Annotated in this window: 15 protein-coding genes; 6 read left to right on the top strand and 9 right to left on the bottom strand. The window is 63.0% G+C overall.

Annotated features, from left to right (window positions below):
* Positions 1 to 33: 33 nt before the first annotated feature.
* The 4 genes from ABOC32_RS12150 to ABOC32_RS12135 form a co-directional block, all read right to left on the bottom strand.
* Complete coding sequence (locus ABOC32_RS12150; RefSeq protein WP_426811173.1) at positions 34 to 420, bottom strand: hypothetical protein; 387 nt, start codon at positions 418 to 420, stop codon at positions 34 to 36.
* 101 nt (positions 421 to 521) lie between these two features.
* The gene (gene sixA / locus ABOC32_RS12145; protein ID WP_426811172.1) at positions 522 to 980 is read right to left on the bottom strand and encodes a phosphohistidine phosphatase SixA; all 459 of its coding nucleotides are present in this window, start codon (positions 978 to 980) and stop codon (positions 522 to 524) included.
* Positions 977 to 1324: a DUF4389 domain-containing protein gene (locus ABOC32_RS12140; protein ID WP_016498711.1), complete on the bottom strand. Its 348-nt coding sequence runs from the start codon at positions 1322 to 1324 to the stop codon at positions 977 to 979. The genes sixA and ABOC32_RS12140 overlap by 4 nt, the downstream gene beginning before the upstream one ends.
* A 36-nt stretch (positions 1325 to 1360) precedes the next feature.
* Positions 1361 to 2386, bottom strand: a complete 1026-nt coding sequence (locus ABOC32_RS12135; RefSeq protein WP_426811171.1) for an NAD(P)H-dependent glycerol-3-phosphate dehydrogenase — start codon at positions 2384 to 2386, stop codon at positions 1361 to 1363.
* A 434-nt stretch (positions 2387 to 2820) separates the two neighbouring features.
* On the opposite strand from ABOC32_RS12135, the gene ABOC32_RS12130 reads away from it, so the two are divergent.
* The 5 genes from ABOC32_RS12130 (at position 2821) to fabB (ending at position 9741) form a co-directional block, all read left to right on the top strand.
* Complete coding sequence (locus tag ABOC32_RS12130) at positions 2821 to 4968, top strand: TonB-dependent receptor plug domain-containing protein (RefSeq protein ID WP_426811170.1); 2148 nt, start codon at positions 2821 to 2823, stop codon at positions 4966 to 4968.
* Entirely contained in the window at positions 4968 to 5858 is an 891-nt protein-coding gene (locus tag ABOC32_RS12125; RefSeq protein ID WP_426811169.1) for an ABC transporter substrate-binding protein, read from the top strand. The genes ABOC32_RS12130 and ABOC32_RS12125 overlap by 1 nt, the downstream gene beginning before the upstream one ends.
* Entirely contained in the window at positions 5855 to 7786 is a 1932-nt protein-coding gene (locus tag ABOC32_RS12120) for an ATP-binding protein (protein WP_426811168.1), read from the top strand. The genes ABOC32_RS12125 and ABOC32_RS12120 overlap by 4 nt, the downstream gene beginning before the upstream one ends.
* 207 nt (positions 7787 to 7993) lie before the next feature.
* Positions 7994 to 8509, top strand: coding sequence for a 3-hydroxyacyl-[acyl-carrier-protein] dehydratase FabA (fabA, locus tag ABOC32_RS12115; protein WP_016498706.1), 516 nt, complete (start codon positions 7994 to 7996; stop codon positions 8507 to 8509).
* Between the two features lie 11 nt (positions 8510 to 8520).
* Positions 8521 to 9741, top strand: coding sequence for a beta-ketoacyl-ACP synthase I (fabB, locus tag ABOC32_RS12110; RefSeq protein WP_016498705.1), 1221 nt, complete (start codon positions 8521 to 8523; stop codon positions 9739 to 9741).
* Between the two features lie 167 nt (positions 9742 to 9908).
* Here fabB and ABOC32_RS12105 read toward each other — a convergent pair whose 3' ends face one another.
* Positions 9909 to 10916 carry an amidohydrolase family protein gene (locus ABOC32_RS12105; protein WP_426811167.1) on the bottom strand — a complete coding sequence of 336 codons (1008 nt, stop codon included), beginning with the start codon at positions 10914 to 10916 and terminating at the stop codon, positions 9909 to 9911.
* A gap of 117 nt (positions 10917 to 11033) precedes the next feature.
* On the opposite strand from ABOC32_RS12105, the gene ABOC32_RS12100 reads away from it, so the two are divergent.
* Entirely contained in the window at positions 11034 to 11897 is an 864-nt protein-coding gene (locus ABOC32_RS12100) for a pirin family protein (protein WP_426811166.1), read from the top strand.
* Positions 11898 to 12014: 117 nt separating this feature from the next.
* On the opposite strand, the gene ABOC32_RS12095 is transcribed toward ABOC32_RS12100, so the two are convergent.
* The 4 genes from ABOC32_RS12095 to ABOC32_RS12080 all read right to left on the bottom strand — a co-directional run bounded on the left by ABOC32_RS12095 (position 12015) and on the right by ABOC32_RS12080 (position 15748).
* Positions 12015 to 12740, bottom strand: a complete 726-nt coding sequence (locus tag ABOC32_RS12095; RefSeq protein WP_426811165.1) for a dienelactone hydrolase family protein — start codon at positions 12738 to 12740, stop codon at positions 12015 to 12017.
* Between the two features lie 78 nt (positions 12741 to 12818).
* On the bottom strand, positions 12819 to 14723 hold the full coding sequence (htpG, locus tag ABOC32_RS12090; RefSeq protein WP_234226829.1) for a molecular chaperone HtpG: 1905 nt from the start codon (positions 14721 to 14723) through the stop codon (positions 12819 to 12821).
* A gap of 69 nt (positions 14724 to 14792) precedes the next feature.
* On the bottom strand, positions 14793 to 15275 hold the full coding sequence (locus tag ABOC32_RS12085; protein ID WP_426811164.1) for a PaaI family thioesterase: 483 nt from the start codon (positions 15273 to 15275) through the stop codon (positions 14793 to 14795).
* Positions 15272 to 15748 (bottom strand): PaaI family thioesterase, encoded by a 477-nt coding sequence (locus ABOC32_RS12080; protein ID WP_426811163.1) that lies wholly within the window; start codon positions 15746 to 15748, stop codon positions 15272 to 15274. The genes ABOC32_RS12085 and ABOC32_RS12080 overlap by 4 nt, the downstream gene beginning before the upstream one ends.
* Between the last annotated feature and the right edge of the window lie 105 nt (positions 15749 to 15853).

The following is a 15853-nucleotide window of genomic DNA, read 5'->3' as shown; positions in this document are numbered from 1 at the left end:
TATTCGGAAAGGTCATCGACGAGGGCTATCAGGTCACGCCGAGCGGTCGAAGCTGGCCAGAGACCGGCGCAAGCAGGCTTGCATGTAGGCCAACTGGCTTTCCAGCGCCTCACGGGCCAAGCGCTGGTCCTGAAAGTCGAGTTGCAGACGGCGCAAGGCCAGGCAACTGGTTTGCAGCAGGTGGGAGACTCGCAGGCAGGCGTCCTGCAATGTGCGCAGGTCTTGTTCGCTTTGCTGCCTGGTAGAAAGCTCCAGGCTGCCGTTACCGTTGACCTTGTGCATCAGCTGGTAGAGCTTGGCGTCGGCCGAGTCGCGCAGCAGGCTGTACTGGGCAAAGTCCAGCGTAACGCCTTGCCCCACCTTGTCTACGGTGGGCTGCATATCCAGAGAGCTCAACAACTCCCGCCTATCACCGCTCATCCGCTGCTCCCTGCCTGGTGGCTTTGGGGCAACGGTAGCAAGAGGCCATCAAGTGCGACAACTGACAAAAATGCCAGTTGCCTTATCGATTTCCGGGGGAATCACGCTGGTGGATTGATCGCCCGAAGGGTCATCAGCCCGGCCAGTGGCCACTCCCCTTCCAGCTCCGCCAGGCTGGCAGTGCTCATGGCCGCGGGATGCTGTTGGTGGCCATGCTCCAGCGCACCGATCAAATTCCCCACCAGCGGCTGATGGCTGACCAGCAGTACATGCTCCAGGCCCAGCCGCTCGATCTCGCCGATGACCTGCTGCACATCACTCTCTGGGGTCAACCAGGGCACGGTACGCACCGGTTCCCTGAAACCCAGCGTGTCATGCACCAGCGCAGCCGTTTGCTGGGCGCGCACGTAGGGGCTGGCGATAATCGCCTGCAGCGGCTGCCCCAGCAGGCGGGCAGCGCTGTGCAGCACCTGCTCGCGGCCATGGGCGGTCAGGCGGCGCTCGGCGTCGGTATTGGCCCGCGGCTCCGCCTCACCGTGGCGCAGCACCCACAGCTTCACAGCTTGGGTTCCTCATCCCGCACCGGGTGCGGGGCCGGTGCCACGGCATGCGGCGCCTCGCCTTCCGGGGCACGCGGTGCTGGCCAATCGGCAAACGGCCAAGGCTTCTGCTCGGTGTGGAAGCTGCCGTAGCGGCCAATCTGCGCCAGGTACTGGCTAAGGCTGTCGCCGAAGTTCATCAGGCTGGCGCTGGGTGCGCCATACACCAGGCGGTAGATCAGTTGCACCAGCACCAGGCCGCCGAGCAGCAACTCGGCCAGTTGCCAGACCACCAGGAACACCAGCATCCACAGCACCCGCAGGATGATCGACTCGCGCTGGGCGCGTTCGGGCGTATCGTTCATGTCTTGCTCCTTGCTCGTGTCAGAGCCGCCAAGGGCTCAGTTGAAACCGCTGATGGAAATGAAATCGACATCGGTCTTGGGTTCGGCGCGCATCAGGTGCTCGATCACCTGGTTCAGCGTGCGGCCTTCGAACAGGATGGCATGCAGGCCCGCCACCAGCGGCATGTACACCTGCACTTCCTGCGCCTTGGCCTTGAGCACCTTGAGGGTGTTGACGCCTTCGGCCACTTCGCCCAGGCGGTTGACTGCCTGTTCCAGGCTCAGGCCCTGGCCCAGCGCGTGGCCCACCTGGTAGTTGCGGCTCTTGGGCGAGGAGCAGGTGACGATCAGGTCACCGACACCGGCCAGGCCAAGGAAGGTCATGGGGTTGGCACCCTGGCTGACGGCAAAGCGGGTCATCTCGGCCAGGGCCCGGGTAATCAGCATGCTCTTGGTGTTCTCGCCCATGCCCAGGGCAACGGCCATGCCGGCGATGATGGCGTAGACGTTTTTCAACGCCCCACCCAGTTCGACGCCGAAGCGGTCGGCACTGGCGTAGACGCGGAAGGTACGCCCATGCAGCACGGCCTGCACTTGCTGACAGAGGTGTTCATCCTCGCTGGCGACCACCGTGGCGGTCAGCGCATGTTCGGCGATTTCACGGGCCAGGTTGGGGCCCGACAGCACGCCGATGCGAGCGTCGGGGGCGATCTCTTCAAGGATCTGGCTCATCAGCTTGAAGCTCTGCGCCTCGATACCCTTGGTCAGGCTGACCAGGCCCTTGCCCCGCAACAGCTCGGCGTGGGGCGCCAGCACACTGCGCAACGCGCTTGATGGCAGGGCGACGAAGATCAACTCGCTGGCCTGCAAGGTGGCCAGCAGGTCGTTGACCGGCTCCACGCCATCCTGCAGGCGGATGCCCTTGAGGTAGCGCGGGTTCTCGCGATTGACGCGCATGGCCTCGGCCTGCGCCGGGTCGCGCATCCATTGGCGCACCGGCACACCGTTTTCCGCCAGCAGGTTCGCCACGGCGGTGCCGAAGCTGCCGCCTCCCAGAACTGCAACAGGTTGCTGTTCAGTCATATCCAATCCGTTAAAGCCAAAAGTTAAGTGGCGACCCCGCCATTATACGGCAGTGCATGACGAGTGTTCATCTGCGCGCTTGAGATCGAGCGCCGCCCGCGCGGCGCTTCGCGGCACAAGGCCGCTCCTACATCTGTTTCGGGCCAGTTACTCCTGTGCCATAGGCGCGCGCATCCGGGTGCATGACTGAAGATTGATAAGAACCAGCGGCACAGTTGATATCTAAGTTGACAAACAAGGCGGTCAGAGGTGACTTCATAGGACTGATTGGCCCGAAACAGATGTAGGAGCGGCCTTGTGCCGCGAAGCGCCGCGCGGGCGGCGCTCGATTTTCGCTGCCCTGCAAAACTCAAGGCATTCGCCGCCAGCCCCAACACGGTCCCCTCAGTGAATGCTGCACCGGATCACTGGAAAATACGCCAAGGTCAGTTACCATGCCTGTTTCAATCCTGATACAAGGCTGCCCCGTGTTCCCTGGCTCGCCCCCGTTCCCGCGCTTGCTGATACTGACTGCCCTGCTCGGTGGCCCGGCCATGGCCGACGACCTGTTCATCGACAACAGCGACCTGCCGCAGGTTCTGACCGCCACGCGCCTGAAACAATCCCCGGCGGCAGTTCCGGGCAGCATGACCGTGCTCGACAGCGAACTGATCCGCGCCAGCGGCGCCCGTGACATCCCCGAACTGCTGCGCCTGGTACCGGGCATGATGATCGGCTACGGCGCCGGCAACCAGCCGACGGTCAACTACCACGGCAGCAACGCCAGCGAAGCGCGGCGCATGCAGGTGCTGATCGATGGCCGCTCGGTGTACCGGGCTGGCTTGGCCACGGTGGACTGGAGCGACATCCCTCTGGCCATGGAAGACATCGAGCGCATCGAGGTGTTCCGCGGCCCCAACACGGTCAGCTACGGTGCCAATGCGCTGATGGCGGTGGTCAACATCCTCACCCGCAACCCCGCCGACAGCCATGGCACACGGCTGAAGGTGACCCGCGGCGAGGACGGCATCAACGACTTTTACGCAAGCCACGGCTTCGGCTGGGATGGGGGCGACATGCGCCTGTCGCTGTCGGGCCAGCAGGACGACGGCTTCGACCACGACCAGTTCGGCCAGGATTACCGCGACAGCCGCCGGCTGACCCGCTTCAACCTCAGTGCCAGCCACACCCTGGCGCCGGACCAGACCCTGGAATGGCAACTGGCGGCAAAAGAAGGCAGCAACCAGCGGCCTTACACCTACCAGCCGGTATTTCCCTACGTCACCCAACGCGGTGACAATGCCGACGTCAATGCCAAGGACTACGCAGGGTCGGTACGCTGGAACATAGATTTCAACCCCGACCACAGCCTGTACGTACAGGGTTCGGCACAACACTTCGACCGCCAGCAGGTCTGGCGGGCCTGTGATGCCGCGCTGTCGTTCAGCCCCGAACTGACCCGGCTGTGGCAGATGAACCCCAATTACGCCGAACTGGTGGCCCGCGGTGCCAACAACCCACCGCCCAGCAGCAACCCGGCAGAACAAGCGCTGGTCGACGCCATCAAGGATCAATGGAACAACCAGGGCGGCAGCAGTGTGGTGTGCGGCGATGTCGACCAGAGCACCCGCGAAACCCGCTATGACCTGGAGATCCAGGACACCCTCAGCCTGACCGACAGCCTGCGCCTGCTCAGCGGCGTGAACTACCGCTATGATCGTGCCGACTCGCAGACCTACTTCAACGGCAGCATCGACGACCAGACCTGGCGCCTGTTCGGCCAACTGGAATGGCGTGCCGACGAACACTGGATCCTCCAGGGTGGGGCCATGTTCGAGGATTCGCGGCTTTCAGGCAGTTCGCTGACCCCGCGCGTCGCGGTCAACTACCTGATCACCCCGCGCCACGGCCTGCGCGCCGTGTATTCCGAGGCGGTGCGCTCGCCCGACATGTTCGAGAACAACATCAACTGGAGCTACACGGTCAAGAACCTCAGCCCCAACGCGTTCGGCCAGCAGCACGGTGAGTATTTCGTCAAGACCCGCGGCCCGGGCGACCTCGACCAGGAGCGCATGCGCTCGCGCGAACTCGGCTACAACGGCTACTTCAGCGACATCGACCTGAGCATGGATGTGAAGCTGTTCTACGACGAGATCACCGGCATGATCAGCGAGCCCCTGAAGAACAACCAGTACGTTGCCAGCAACGCCAACAAGGCCCGGTTCACCGGCAGCGAGGCGCAACTGGACTGGCGCCCCACCCTGCGTGACCGCCTGCGCCTGACCTACGCCTATGTCGATGCCTGGGCCAGCAACCCCGACGACCGCCGCCTCAGCGCCCGCAACAGCGGCTCTGCCGGGTGGATGCGCGAATGGGGCGATGGCTGGTCGAGTGCGTTGTTCTACTACGGTGACGATGCGCTCAACCAGTACCGCTACGAGCGCCTGGACCTGCGCCTGGCCAAGCGCCTTCGGGTACAGGGCAGCAACCTGGAACTGGCGGCGCTGTGGCAGCAGCGCCTGGACGATGAGCCGACCACGACCGTGCAGAACCGCTACGACAGCCGCCACCGCCTCAGCTTCAGCGCGGAGCTGGCGTTCTGATGGCCCTGGTGCTGCGCCTGTTGCTACTGTGCCTGTGGCCATTGGGGCCGTTGTCCGCCAGCGAAATTCTGCTGGTAGGCGCGCAAGACCAGCCCGGCATCCGCAGCTTCGTCGCCGCACTCGAAAACCGTCGGCCGCACGATCATGTGCATTTCCAGACCACCGCCGACCTGCCACGCCCTGGCCAGCTCAAAACCGACCAGCGCCTGATTCTGCTGGACAATGCTGCCCTGGAGTGGCGCCTGGGTGAAAACGCCGGCCCCCCAGCCCTGGCCATGCGGATAAGCCGGGTGCAGGCTGAGCAGCGCCTGGGAAAGTCGCGCCCGGCGTTTCTCACCCTGCTGTGGAGCGACCCGCCGTTGGGCCGGCAACTGCGCCTGGCGCGCTACCTGCTGCCACAGGCACAGCGCATTGGTGTGCTGTACGGCGAGCACAGCGGTTTTCTGCTTGAAGAGCTGCGCCATGCGGCCCGCCCGCTGGGCCTGGAGATCATTGCCCAGGACTGGCCCGACCTGCGTGACAGCCGCCCCCTGCAGCACCTGCTGGGTAACAGCGACGTGCTGCTGGGCCTGGATGACCCGGACCTGTACAACTCCAAGACTGCAAAGAACCTGTTGTTGAGCAGTTATGGCCGGCAGATGGCGCTGATCGGCCCGAATGCCGGCTTTGTTCGCGCCGGCGCCCTGGCCAGCACCTACAGCGACCAGGATGACTGGCTGGCGGTGCTTGACCAGTTGCTCGACCAGCCACCGGCGCGCTGGCCGCGCAGCCTGTACCCGGCACGCTTCGGCGTCAGTGGCAACCAGCAGGTGGCGCGCGCCCTGGGCCTGGAACCGATCGATCCGAACGCCGCTGCCAAGGCCCTGGCCGAAGGAGAACCCACCCCATGACCAAGCGCCTGAGCTGGGACATCCACACCCGCACACAGATCATCAGCCTGGGCCCTGCCCTGCTGCTGACCTTGCTGCTGATCAGCTTTTTCACCTTCGTGCGTATCCAGGACCTGCGCCAGGAGCTCAACCACACCGGGCAGCTGATCGCCAACCAGTTGGCCCCGGCTTCGGAGTACGGGGTGATCTCGGGCAACAACGAAGTGCTCGAAGGCCTGATGCGCGCCACCCTCAGCATCCCGCACGTGCGCTTTCTCGAAGTGCAGGACAGCCGCAACCACATCCTTGTGTACGTCGAGCAGTCCGACGAAAGCGCCAACCGTGCGCAACGCGTCGAGGTTTTCCAGGCGCCCATCCGCCTGCAGCAAATCCGCCTGGACAGCGACTTCCTGCAGCAGGCCAAGGCCGCGACACCCGCCATCGGCGATGACTACCTGGGCCGCGTGATCGTCGGCATGTCCGACGACGCCTTCAGCCAACGCCAACAGGAAATCGTGATCAAGGCCGGCATCCTGGCGCTGTTCGCCCTGCTGTTCACCTTTTTGCTGGCGCGCCGCCTGGCCCTGAGCCTGGCCAAGCCGATCAGCGACATGGGCCATGCGGTCAAGGCCATACAGCAGGGCGAGTACAACACCCCACTGCCCGTGGTCGATGACAGCGAGCTGGGCCACCTGGCCCGCCATATCAACAACCTGGCCAGCGCCCTGGAGCAGGCCAGCGATGAACAGAAGCAGGCCATTGCCGAACTGATCCAGGCCCGCGAGGAAGCCGAACAAGCCAACCGAGCCAAATCGGACTTCCTGGCGATGATGAGTCACGAGCTGCGCACCCCGATGAATGGCGTGCTGGGCATGCTGCAGCTGCTGGAGACCACACAGCTGAGTACCGAACAGGCCGACTACACCGCAGTGGCCAGCGAATCCACCGGGCATTTGCTGAAAGTCATCAACGATATCCTCGACTTCTCGCGCATCGAACGCGCCGCGCTGCAACTGGAACACATCAACTTCAACCTGGGCGAGCTGATTACCAGCTGCGTCCTGTCGTTCCAGCACAGTGCCCAGCAGCGTGGCCTTGGCCTGCACCTGCAACTGCCGGCGGACATCGAGCAGCTGCAGGTGAACGGCGACCCCACGCGCATCCGCCAGATCCTGCTGAACCTGGTCGGTAACGCACTGAAGTTCACCGAACGCGGCCAGGTTCAGGTCGAAGCACGCTGGCAGGTGCTCGACCGGCAGTTGATCTGGCTAACCTGCAGTGTGCGCGACACGGGTATCGGCATCGACAGCGACCGCCTGGAAATGATGTTTGTGGCCTTCCAGCAGGCCGACAGCTCGATCTCCCGCCGTTATGGCGGCACCGGGCTGGGCTTGTCCATCGCCCGCACCCTGGCCGAACGCATGGGCGGCAAGCTGCGCGGTGAAAGCCGTGAAGGCCTGGGTTCCACGTTTACCCTGGAGATGCCGCTGGCACTGGCCGGCCCTCCCCCCAGCGGGCTGACGCTGCCAACGCACGCGAAAACCACGGTGCCCGGCAGTGCCCAGGTGCTGCTGGTAGAGGACAATCCGGTCAACCAGAGCGTCATCGAAGCCATGCTGCGCAGCCTGGGCCTGGCAGTATGCACAGCCGAAGATGGCCTTGAGGCCGTCGACCTGGTCAGCCGCCAGCGCTTTGCCGCCGTGCTGATGGACTGCCGCCTGCCGCACCTGGACGGCTATGAAGCCACCCGGCGTATCCGCCAATTGCCCAACGGCGCCGGTTTACCGATCATCGCCTTGACTGCCAATGCGATGCAGGGTGACCGCGAGCGTTGCATGGCCGCCGGCATGGATGACTACCTGAGCAAACCCTTGCGGCGTAGCGAGCTGCAGCAGGTGCTGCAGCGCTGGCTACCCGGTCAGACAACCGTGACTGGCGATAAATGCTAAAGTGCGGCAGTCTTAAAGACTGGACAGGACGTTCATCGGACCTGAAAATAGACGTTTCAGTGCACACCTGTACTTCTTTCACCAGGTGCGCTGTGACTTTCACCACAACGCAATAGTCTACCTGTAGGCTGCCGTCTTGAACGCGATGCGTATCAGGCCGGCCGGGAAGATTCATCCCCTGCCGCAGGGGGTTATTGAGGAGCTCGCATGACCAAACAACACGCCTTTACTCGGGAAGACCTGCTGCGCTGCAGTCGCGGTGAGCTGTTCGGCCCAGGTAATGCGCAACTGCCCGCGCCGAACATGCTGATGGTCGATCGCATCACCCATATCAGCGAAGAAGGTGGCAAGTACGGCAAAGGTGAGTTGGTCGCCGAGCTGGATATCAACCCGGACCTGTGGTTCTTCGCCTGCCACTTCGAAGGCGATCCGGTCATGCCGGGCTGCCTGGGCCTCGATGCCATGTGGCAGCTGGTAGGCTTCTTCCTCGGCTGGCAAGGCCTGCCGGGCCGCGGCCGCGCCCTGGGCTCGGGCGAGGTGAAATTCTTCGGCCAGGTACTGCCAGAAGCCAAGAAAGTCACCTACAACATTCAGATCAAGCGTGTCCTGAAGGGCAAGCTGAACATGGCCATCGCCGATGGCTCGGTCAGCGTCGACGGCCGTGAGATCTACACTGCCGAAGGCCTGCGGGTCGGCGTGTTCACCTCCACTGACAATTTCTAAGGGTTATTCGCATGCGCCGCGTCGTTATCACTGGTCTGGGCATCGTATCGTGCCTGGGCAATGACAAAGCTACCGTCACCGAAAACCTGCGTAAAAGCCGTCCGGGTATCCGTTTCAACCCGGAATACAAGGAAATGGGGCTGCGCAGCCAGGTTTCCGGGTCCATCGACCTCAACCTCGAAGAACTGATCGACCGCAAGGTTTACCGCTTCGTCGGCCACGCCGCGGCGTACGCCTACCTGGCGATGCAGGACGCGATCAAGGACGCAGGCCTGACCGAAGAGCAGGTTTCCAACCCGCGTACCGGTCTGGTAGCTGGCTCCGGCGGCGCCTCGACCCTGAACCAGATGGAAGCGCTGGACACCCTGCGCGAGAAAGGCGTCAAGCGCGTCGGCCCATACCGTGTCACCCGCACCATGGGCAGCACCGTTTCGGCGTGCCTGGCCACCCCGTTCAAGATCAAGGGCCTGAACTACTCGATCTCGTCGGCATGCGCCACCTCGGCACACTGCATCGGTACCGCTCTGGAGCAGATCCAGTGGGGCAAGCAAGACATCGTCTTCGCCGGTGGCGGTGAAGAAGAGCACTGGAGCCAGTCGTTCCTGTTCGATGCCATGGGCGCCCTGTCGACCAAGCGCAACGAAACCCCGGAACTGGCCTCGCGCGCCTACGACAACGACCGTGATGGCTTCGTCATCGCTGGCGGTGGCGGCATGGTTGTGGTCGAAGAGCTGGAACACGCCCTGGCCCGTGGCGCCAAGATCTACGCCGAAATCGTTGGCTACGGTGCTACTTCCGACGGCTACGACATGGTTGCCCCGAGCGGCGAAGGTGCCATCCGCTGCATGCAGCAGGCACTGTCCACCGTCGACACCCCGATCGACTACCTGAACACCCACGGCACCTCGACCCCGGTCGGTGACGTTGCCGAGATCAAGGGCGTTCGCGCGGTATTCGGCGACAAGGCACCGAAGATCAGCTCGACCAAGAGCCTGTCGGGTCACTCGCTGGGCGCCGCTGGCGTGCACGAGGCGATCTACTGCCTGCTGATGATGGAAAACAACTTCATCGCCGGCTCCGCCAACATCGACGAACTGGACCCGGAGGTCGCTGACCTGCCGATCCAGCGCGAAACCTTGGAAAACGCCAAGATCGATACGGTCATGAGCAACAGCTTCGGCTTCGGCGGCACCAACGCCACCCTGGTGCTCAAGCGCTGGGAAGGCAAGTAAGACGCTGATGCGGTAATCGAAAACGCCCCGACTGGTTCGGGGCGTTTTTATTTGTAGCCTTTACCGGCCTCTTCGCGGGCTCCCCCGCTCCCACAGGGACTGCACAGGCCAGAAGGGTGCTGAAGATCCTGTGGGAGCGGGCAAGCCCGCGAAGAGGCCGGCACAGGCTAGTGCAAACCCTTGGGCAAAACTGCCAGAAAATTCTCCTGGGCCACTTTGTTGGCTACCTGTTGTGGCAAAGCATCCAGAAACGGCCTGAACCCGTGCATCTGTTCCCCCAGGCTGCCAAACCGCCCCACCACATCCGACCCCAGCATGAACCGCTCCGGGTATTTCTCGACCAACGCCACCCAGGCCTTGCGCGGCACGCCTTTGTCATCCAGCAGATAGGGCTGCAGCACACTCCACGACAGGTCGACATACAGGTTCGGGTAATCCTCCAGCAACCGCGTCAGCACCGGCAGCAAAAAGTCCATCTGCGTCTGATGCCGGTGGATCTCCATGCTGCTGCCGGCGTGCGCCCAGATGAACCGCGTGTGCGGGTGATTGCGCAGCGGCTCTTCGATCTCCGCCAGGTACAACGGGTTACGCTCGCGTTTTGACGTGATATTGGAATGCAGCAGTACCGGCAGGTCCCGCTCGGCCGCCAGGTGGTAAATACGCGTCATGGCTTCGTTGTTGGCGCGCGGCGTGTCGCCACTGGTCAGCGCTGTCAGGTCATCGTGACGGGTGAATACCTCACCAATCCCCTGCCACAACCCCGGATACATATCGAGCATGCGCTCGATGTGGCTGACAGCGTTCTTGTCCACCGGGTTGAAACCGGTCAGGAACGGATGAAAGCGTTTGCGCTGCTCTGCCGGCAACTGCTGCAGGGCCGCCGCCACGTAGGTATCGGTGGCGCTGTACCAGTAGGCATCGGCATCGTCACCGGCGTAATAGCGCGGGCGTTTGGGCTCGTCTTCATGCCATTTCTTGGCCACCGGTATGCCGGAAATCATCGACTGCTCGATGCCTGCGGCATCCATAGCCTTGAGCAACGCCGGCATGCCTTCGCTTTCCTGGAAGAAGTCGACGTAGTGCAGGTGGGCATCGCTGTAGCGGTAGTCGCGTGCCTGTGCCACCTGGCACAGCCAGCCAGACAACAACACGCAGGCCAGCGCTCTGGCAATCATGGGCAGTTTCCTTGTACGGGTATGAAAACAGTAGACCGACCAGCAAACGAGACGGTTCAGCCGCAGCGGGCAAACCGCTATGCTGGAGGCATTTCCACCGCGCCTGGAGCCCACCGCATGAGCCGCCCCCTGATCATCCGCCCACGTGCCGAATCGGTCGAGGGCCAGCCGATCCTGCGCCCGCTGCCGGCTGCCCAGTGCCGCAGCGTCGGCCCGTTCGTGTTCTTCGACCATATGCTCGAAACCGACTATGCCCCGGGGCATGGGATGGACATCCGCCAGCACCCGCACATCGGCCTGTCGACCCTGACCTATCTGTTCGAAGGCGCGATCCTGCACAAGGACAGCCTCGGCTCAGAGCAGCGGGTGCTCCCCGGCGATGTCAGCTGGATGACGGCTGGCAGCGGCGTGGCCCATGTCGAGCGTACGCCGGCAGATGCCCTGGCCCATGGTTCGCGCCTGCACGGCTTGCAAGTATGGCTGGCCTCACCGCGCGCGCATGAACAAGGCCCTGCGAGCTACAGCCACCACCCGGCGGCAAGCCTGCCGGTCAGTGACAACCTCGGGGTGCGCATTTGCATGATTGCCGGCACCGGGTTCTGCCTGGAGTCACCGGTGCCAGTGCTCTCCCCTACCCTGTATGCGCACGTACAGATGCAACCGGCGACGACGCTGCTGATACCGAGTGAACACGCGCAGCGGGCGCTTTACCTGCTGGATGGCGAGTTGCTGTTGGGCGATGAGGATGTGGAGCCTTGCAGCCTGGTGGTGCTGCCGGAGGGTGAGGACGTGACGCTGTATGCCGAGGCAGAGTGCCAGTTGGTGCTGATTGGCGGGGAGCCACTGGATGGGCCGCGGCGGATGAACTGGAATTTCGTGGCGAGTGACCCGGAACTGATCGAGCAAGCCAGGGCGCGCTGGGCTGCTGGGGATTGGCCGGTGGTGCCGGGGGAAACCTCAAGAATCGAGCTGCCCCGGTAATTTTGGGGCTGCTCTGCAGCCCATCGCCGGCAAGCCAGCTCCCACAAAGAGCGGCATGCGCTGCACCTGTGGGAGCTGGCTTGCCGGCGATGGGCCGCAAAGCGGCCTCCTGCAATCTCAGCGCTGGAACACTTCGGTCAGCAGGTTATGCATCGAACGGAACGCCCGCTCCGAGGTGCGGCGGTCATACTGCATCTTGCCCGGCACGTTGGCATTCGGGTCGGTAAACGAGTGCACCGCCCCGCCATAGCTCAGCAACTGCCAGTCGACCTTGGCCGCGTTCATCTCGTCCTCGAACGCTGGCAACTGCTCTTTCGGCACCAACGGGTCGGAGGCGCCATGCAACACCAGCACCGAGCCCTTGATGTGCTTGGCATCGTCAGGGTTAGGCGTGTCCAGCGTGCCATGGAACGACACCGCCGCCCGCAGGTCGGCGCCGGTACGGGCCAGCTCCAGAGCACAGCACCCGCCGAAGCAGAAGCCGAACGTGGCAACCTTGCCAGGCTCCAGCAGCGCCTTCGACTGCCCCAGCAGTTGCGCCAGGGCTTCCTGCATACGCTTGCGCAGTTCGCCACGGTCGTTTTTCAACGGCATCATCGCCGCGCCGGCCTCGTCGGCATTGGAGGGGCGAACCGATTGGCCGTACAGGTCGGCAATCAACACCACATAGCCCTTCTCAGCCACTTCCTTGGCGATGCGCTCGGCACCTTCGCCAATACCCATCCAGTTAGGTGCCATCACCAGGCCTGGGCGGCCCAGCGCCCCTGGCTCATAGACCAGGCGGCTTTCGTAAGCCTTGCCGGACAGGTGATAAACCAGCGATTCGACGATTACCTTGCTCATCAAGCACTCCTTAGGCACTTTCTATAAAAAGCCCGCCATGAAAAAAGCCCGCCGAAGCGGGCTTTCCTTTACATCAACTCAAGCAGACAGCTCGACCAGCAGCTTGTTCAGGCGACGAACGTAGGCCGCCGGGTCCTTCAAGCTGTCACCGGCCGCCAGGGCCGCCTGATCGAACAGGATGTGTGACAGCTCGGCGAAGCGGTCTTCGCTCTGCTCGTTGTCCAGTTTCTCGATCAGCGGGTGGCTCGGGTTGAACTCGAAGATCGGCTTGGACTCCGGTACCTTCTGCCCACTGGCTTCCAGAATCTGGCGCATCTGCAAGCCCAGGTCCTGCTCGCCAATGGCCAGGATCGCCGGGGAGTCGGTCAGGCGGTGCGACACGCGCACGTCGGCCACGCTGTCACCCAGCGCGCCTTTCAGGCGCTCGACCAGGCCTTCCTTGTCCTTGGCGACTTCTTCCTGGGCCTTCTTGTCTTCTTCCGAATCCAGGTTGCCCAGGTCCAGGTCGCCACGGGCGACGTCGACGAAAGCCTTGCCGTCGAACTCGTTGAGGTAACTCATCAGCCACTCGTCGATACGGTCGGTCAGCAGCAGCACTTCGATGCCTTTCTTGCGGAAGACTTCCAGGTGCGGGCTGTTCTTGACCTGCGCGTACGACTCGCCGGTGAGGTAGTAGATCTTGTCCTGGCCTTCCTTGGCGCGTGCCAGGTAGTCGGCCAGGGCAACGCTCTGCTCGCCGCTGTCGTCGTGGGTGGAGGCGAAGCGCAGCAGGCCGGCGATCTTCTCCTTGTTGGCGAAATCTTCGGCCGGGCCTTCCTTCAGCACCTGGCCGAAGTTTTTCCAGAAGCCTTTGTACTGCTCGGGTTCGTTCTTCGCGAGCTTCTCCAGCATGTCCAGCACGCGCTTGGTCAGCGCGGTCTTCATCGACTCGATGATCGGGTCTTTCTGCAGGATTTCGCGGGACACGTTCAGCGACAGGTCGTTGGAGTCGACCACACCTTTGATGAAGCGCAGGTACAGCGGCAGGAACGATTCGGCCTGTTCCATGATGAACACGCGCTGCACGTACAGCTTCAGGCCGCGCGACGCTTCGCGCTGGTACAGGTCGAACGGTGCGCGGGCCGGCACGTACAGCAGCGAGTTGTATTCGAGCTTGCCTTCGACCTTGTTGTGGCTCCAGGCCAGCGGGTTTTCGAAGTCATGGCCAATGTGCTTGTAGAACTCCTGGTACTCCTCGTCCTTGATCTCGGTACGCGGACGGGTCCACAGGGCGCTGGCACGGTTGACGGTTTCCCACTCTTCGGCTGGCTGCTCTTCGCCTTCGGCGGCAGCCTGCTCCTTCGGCAGCTGGATAGGCAGGGCGATATGGTCGGAGTACTTCTTGACCACGTTGCGCAGGCGCCAGCCATCGGCGAACTCTTTCTCTTCCTGCTTCAGGTGCAGGACGATCCGGGTACCGCGCTGTGGCTTGTCGATGGTGGCGACTTCAAACTCGCCCTCGCCTTTCGACGACCAGTGCACGCCTTCGGCGGCAGGCTGACCGGCGCGACGGCTGTACACGTCGACCTTGTCGGCCACGATGAACGCGGAGTAGAAGCCCACACCGAACTGACCGATCAGGTGCGAGTCCTTCTTCTGGTCACCGGTGAGGTTCTTCATGAAGTCGGCGGTGCCGGACTTGGCGATGGTGCCCAGGTGAGCGATGACGTCTTCGCGGCTCATGCCGATGCCGTTGTCCTCAAGGGTAACGGTACCGGCGTCCTTGTCGAAGCTCAGGCGGATTTTCAGTTCATCGCCACCTTCAAGCAGCTCTGGCTTGGCCAGGGCTTCGAAACGCAGTTTATCCACGGCGTCGGAGGCGTTGGAAATCAGTTCCCGCAGGAAGATTTCCTTGTTCGAGTACAGCGAATGAATCATGAGGTGCAGCAGTTGCTTCACCTCGGTCTGGAAGCCCAGCGTTTCTTTTTGTGTTTCCACAGTCATGGTCTTCGAAACTCCGATCTGATGGCAGTGGCGCCTGGCGGCCGGTTCGGCCTGCGTTAATGGCGGATGTCATTCAGATGGGGGCTGCCCGGATGATTTCAAGGGCTTTTCCGGCTCGATCTTGAAATGCGCCCGGGCCGTAGCGATTGGCGCTTGCCTGTCGCCCTGCCAGGCGGTGATGGCCACGTTGGTCACCCGGCGGCCCTGCCGCCACAGCTGGCACTGGGCGTAGGTATCGCGAAAATGCCCGGCGCGCAGGTAGTCGATGGAAAAATCGATCACCTTCGGAATACTCGCGCTTTCGCTGTAGATCAGCAGGTACAGCGCGGCAGACAGCTCCATGAAACCCGCAATCACGCCACCGTGGATGGCGGGCAGCAACGGGTTGCCGATGTTGTCCGGGTTGGCCGGGAGGCGGAACAGAAGGTCATCGCCCTGGCGCTCGCATTCGATGCCGATCAGCCCAGCGTAAGGAATCAGCGCCAGCAAAGGCCGGTAATCACCGACCGCGTGGGCGGCGTTGAGTTGCTGGCGAACCGCGTGCGGAATCATGCGCCGCCCTCCTTGAGGTGACTGCCGAAACGGATACCGCCCTTGACCTCCTGGCCCAGGCGCATGAACGTACCCACCACCTGGCAGATCGGCTGGTCGGGGTCGTCCTGGTAGGCGGTACCACGGGTGAAGATCACGTCGCGGGTAACCCGGTAGCACTGGGCGTGGCCGTAGATGTCCTTGCCGGCTTCGGCCGGGTGCATGTAGTCGATGCGCAGGTCCAGCGTGGGGCATACCTCGAAGCGCGGCAGCACGCACAGGGTGGCCATGCCGCAGGTGGTGTCCATCAGCGTGGTCAGCGCCCCGCCATGTACAGCGCCCGTTTGCGGGTTGCCGACGATGCCCGGCGACCAGGGCAACACCAGGGTCATGCCATCGCCATCGGCCTGGGCCACCCGCATCTGCAATAGCTGACAGTGTTTCAAAGCCGAGAGAAAACGCTCGGCCATGGGCATCAAGGTTGTTTCGCTCATTGGCTGTTCCACCTGCCGTACCGCATCGGCATAAATTGGTTAAAAAGTCTATGTAGAACGGGATGTTATATATCTGTAACCTCGGTGGAACTTATTCCGCGTAGT

Source organism: Pseudomonas sp. WOUb67, assembly GCF_050058005.1.
In the GTDB taxonomy this organism is placed as follows: domain Bacteria; phylum Pseudomonadota; class Gammaproteobacteria; order Pseudomonadales; family Pseudomonadaceae; genus Aquipseudomonas; species Aquipseudomonas putida_R.
Note: the sequence above shows the minus strand (reverse complement) of the source record. Positions and strands in the feature narration are given on the sequence as shown.